The sequence below is a fragment of the Bradyrhizobium sp. genome, from assembly GCF_016462955.1.
GTDB lineage: Bacteria > Pseudomonadota > Alphaproteobacteria > Rhizobiales > Xanthobacteraceae > Bradyrhizobium.
Map to the genome: position 1 here is coordinate 4,488 of NZ_JAEMSD010000292.1, position 2,797 is coordinate 7,284.

2 protein-coding genes are annotated in these 2,797 nt (G+C 65.0%); both read right to left on the reverse strand.

What is annotated here, in order from left to right; genetic code table 11:
- On the reverse strand, positions 1 to 1,971 hold a 1,971-nt coding region (locus tag JHD07_RS25215; RefSeq protein WP_291626962.1), incomplete at its 3' end, for a malate synthase G.
- A gap of 475 nt (positions 1,972 to 2,446) precedes the next feature.
- Positions 2,447 to 2,797, reverse strand: a 351-nt coding sequence (locus tag JHD07_RS25220; RefSeq protein ID WP_291626964.1) for an adenylyl-sulfate kinase, incomplete at its 5' end; no start/stop codon positions are given.

The window sequence follows — 2,797 nt, forward strand, 5'->3', positions numbered from 1 at the left end:
CTCCATCACCTGGGCCTCGGTAATGACGCCCTGGTGCAGCCAGTTGGCGAGGTGCTGGCTGGAGATGCGCAAGGTGGCGCGGTCTTCCATCAGGCCGACATCGTGGATGTCGGGCACCTTGGAGCAGCCGACGCCCTGGTCGATCCAGCGCACGACGTAACCCAGAATGCCCTGGCAGTTGTTGTCGATCTCCTGCCTGACGTCGTCTGGCGCCCAGTTCGACTTCGACACTGGGATGGTCAGGATATCCGAGAGCTTCGCGCGCGGTCCGCCCTTTGCCAGCTCCTGCTGGCGTGCGGTCACGTTGACCTGGTGGTAATGCAGCGCGTGCAGCGTTGCGGCCGTCGGAGAGGGCACCCAGGCGGTGGTGGCGCCGGCCTGCGGATGGCCGATCTTCTGCGCCAGCATGTCCGCCATCTTGTCGGGGGCCGCCCACATGCCCTTGCCGATCTGGGCGTGATCGGGCAGGCCGCAGGTCAGGCCCATGTCGACGTTCCAGTCTTCATAGGCCTTGATCCAGGCCTGCGCCTTCATCTCGTTCTTGCGGATCATGGGACCCGCTTCCATCGAGGTATGGATCTCGTCGCCGGTGCGGTCGAGGAAGCCGGTGTTGATGAACATGATGCGCTTGGAGGCGCGCTGGATGCAGGCCTTGAGGTTGACGGTGGTGCGCCGCTCCTCATCCATGATGCCGACCTTGAGCGTGTTCTCGGGCAGCCCCAGCATCTTCTCGACGCGATCGAAGATCTCGCAGGTCAGCGACACCTCGTCGGGGCCGTGCATCTTCGGCTTGACGATGTAGGCAGATCCCGTGCGGCTGTTCTTGACGTTGGAGAGACCCTTGAGGTCGTGAATGGCGAGAAGGCCGGACACGGCGGCATCGAGCAGGCCTTCCGGGACTTCCTCGCCCTTCTCGTCCAGCACCGCGTCGGTGAACATGTGGTGACCGCAGTTACGCATCAAGAGCAGGCTGCGGCCGTGCAGCTTGAGTTCGCCCTTGCCGTCCGGCGTCTTGTAGCTGCGGTCGGCGTTGAGCGAGCGCGTCAGCGTCTTGCCGCCCTTCTCGAAATCGGCCGACAGCGTGCCGTTCATCAGGCCCAGCGTGTTGCGGTAGACCAGCACCTTGTCCTCGGCATCGACTGCGGCGACCGAGTCCTCCATGTCCAGGATGGTGGAGACCGCGGCTTCCATGATCATGTCGGCGACGCCAGCCGGATCGTCCTTGCCGATCGCGCTGCTGCGGTCGATCTTGACCTCGATATGCAGGCCGTTGTTGACGAGCAGCACCGCGCTCGGGGCGGCCGCATCGCCCTGGAAGCCGGCGAACTGATCCGCGTTCTTCAGCGCGGTCGCATTGCCGCTCTTCAGCTTCACCGCGACCTGGCCCGCGACGACGCTGTAGGCGGTGACGTCGGTGTGACTGCCGGTCGCCAGCGGCACGGCGGCGTCGAGGAACGCTTTCGCCTTGGCGATCACCTTGTCGCCGCGCGCCTTGTTGTAACCCTTGCCGCTCTCGGACGGATCGTGCGGGATCGCGTCGGTGCCGTAGAAGGCGTCATAGAGCGAGCCCCAGCGCGCGTTTGCCGCATTCAGCGCATAGCGTGCATTGGTAAGGGGCACGACGAGCTGCGGGCCGCAGATCTGGCCGATCTCCTCGTCGACATTGGCGGTCTCGACCTTCTGGGTCGCCGGCTCCGGGACGAGATAGCCGATCTCCTTGAGGAAGGCAGTATAGGCGTCGAGGTCGAACGCCTTGCCCTTGCCCGCGCGGTGCCAGTCGTCGATCTTGGCCTGCAGCGTGTCGCGGAACGCGAGCAGCTCGCGGTTCTTCGGTCCCAATTCCTTGATGATGCCTGCAAGCCCGGCCCAGAACGCATCCGGCGCGATCCCCGTTTTCGGGGCCGCTTCCTTGGCGATGAAGTCAAACAGGACGGGGGCGATCTTCAATCCGTGGGCGTCGACGCGTTTCATGATGGGCTTTCTTGTTGGAAATGGCTGTTTTTGGCTGCTTTTGACCCGACAGCAGCAAAATGCGCCCACGCGGGGCAGCTTTCCGGGCCTATTAGCCCCAAAAAAGGGGCGGTGAGAAGACCCCTGAGGACTTGTCAAAATGTCAAGACGAGGTTCTGGATTGGCACGCCGTTACAGACTTGGGCCCGGCTCCGCACCACGCGCACAACTGCGCTCCCTCCCCCGCTTGCGGGGGAGGGTTGGGGAGAGGGTGTCTCCGCGCTGGGGCTATTGAGACTCTGAGGATGTCCCTATGCAGCGAGAGCCCTCACCCGCCGGGCTCTGCGAGCGCGTCGGCCTCTCCCGCAAGCGGGAGAGGCCGAGCAAGCCCGCAGACGGTCCCCGTGTAATTCATATGCGATCGCCCACCCCCACAAGGGCTAGGGAACGCACCGCCCGTGTGGGGGCACCGAGCACATCAACGAATGCGCGTGCCTCAAATATTCGCGGCGAGATCCACGACCTCGTCGAACAGCACGCCGGTCGCCTTCAGCATGCGCTCGATCTCGTCGGCCGCTTCAGCAACCGTTCGCGTCGAAGTGTCGATCACCAGCTCGGCGGCATGGGGCGCCTCGTAGTCGTTGCCGATGCCGGTGAACGACGCCAGCGCGCCGGCGCGCGCCTTCTTGTAATGGCCCTTGGGGTCGCGCTCCTCGCAGACTTCAGCCGGGGTCGCGACATGGATCTCACGGAACACGGTGTCGGCGATGCGGCGCGCGGTGGCGCGGTCCTCGCGCGCGGGCGAGACCGCCGCGACGATCGCGATGTGGCCGTTGCGGGCGAGGTG